A 240-nucleotide genomic window follows, 5' to 3' on the forward strand; every position below is an offset into this window, starting at 1 on the left:
TTCAACCATTGGTAGAGTTGCTGCACATCTTCTATACAACGGCCGTTCTGTTTCTCACGATATGAACCGCTAAAAAGCGAAGACCAATACCAGTACTCTATCTTATCAATATGAGAACTCGATAGCCAAAAATTGTCATTTGCTACCGCATATGCAATAGGAAGTAACATTAGTTCATAACTCAATGAACTAACTTTTTCAATTCCACATCTAATATGCAAAAATGCGAATGCTTTTTTT

Annotated in this window: 1 protein-coding gene; it reads right to left on the reverse strand. The window is 35.8% G+C overall.

All coding sequences use genetic code 11. From position 1 onward, the window contains the following. The coding region (locus J4D97_RS23400; RefSeq protein ID WP_208309680.1) for a hypothetical protein at positions 1 to 240 on the reverse strand (240 nt) is incomplete at both ends.

Origin of the sequence: Hymenobacter defluvii, assembly GCF_017589435.1 — a bacterium.
GTDB classification, from domain to species: domain Bacteria; phylum Bacteroidota; class Bacteroidia; order Cytophagales; family Hymenobacteraceae; genus Hymenobacter; species Hymenobacter profundi.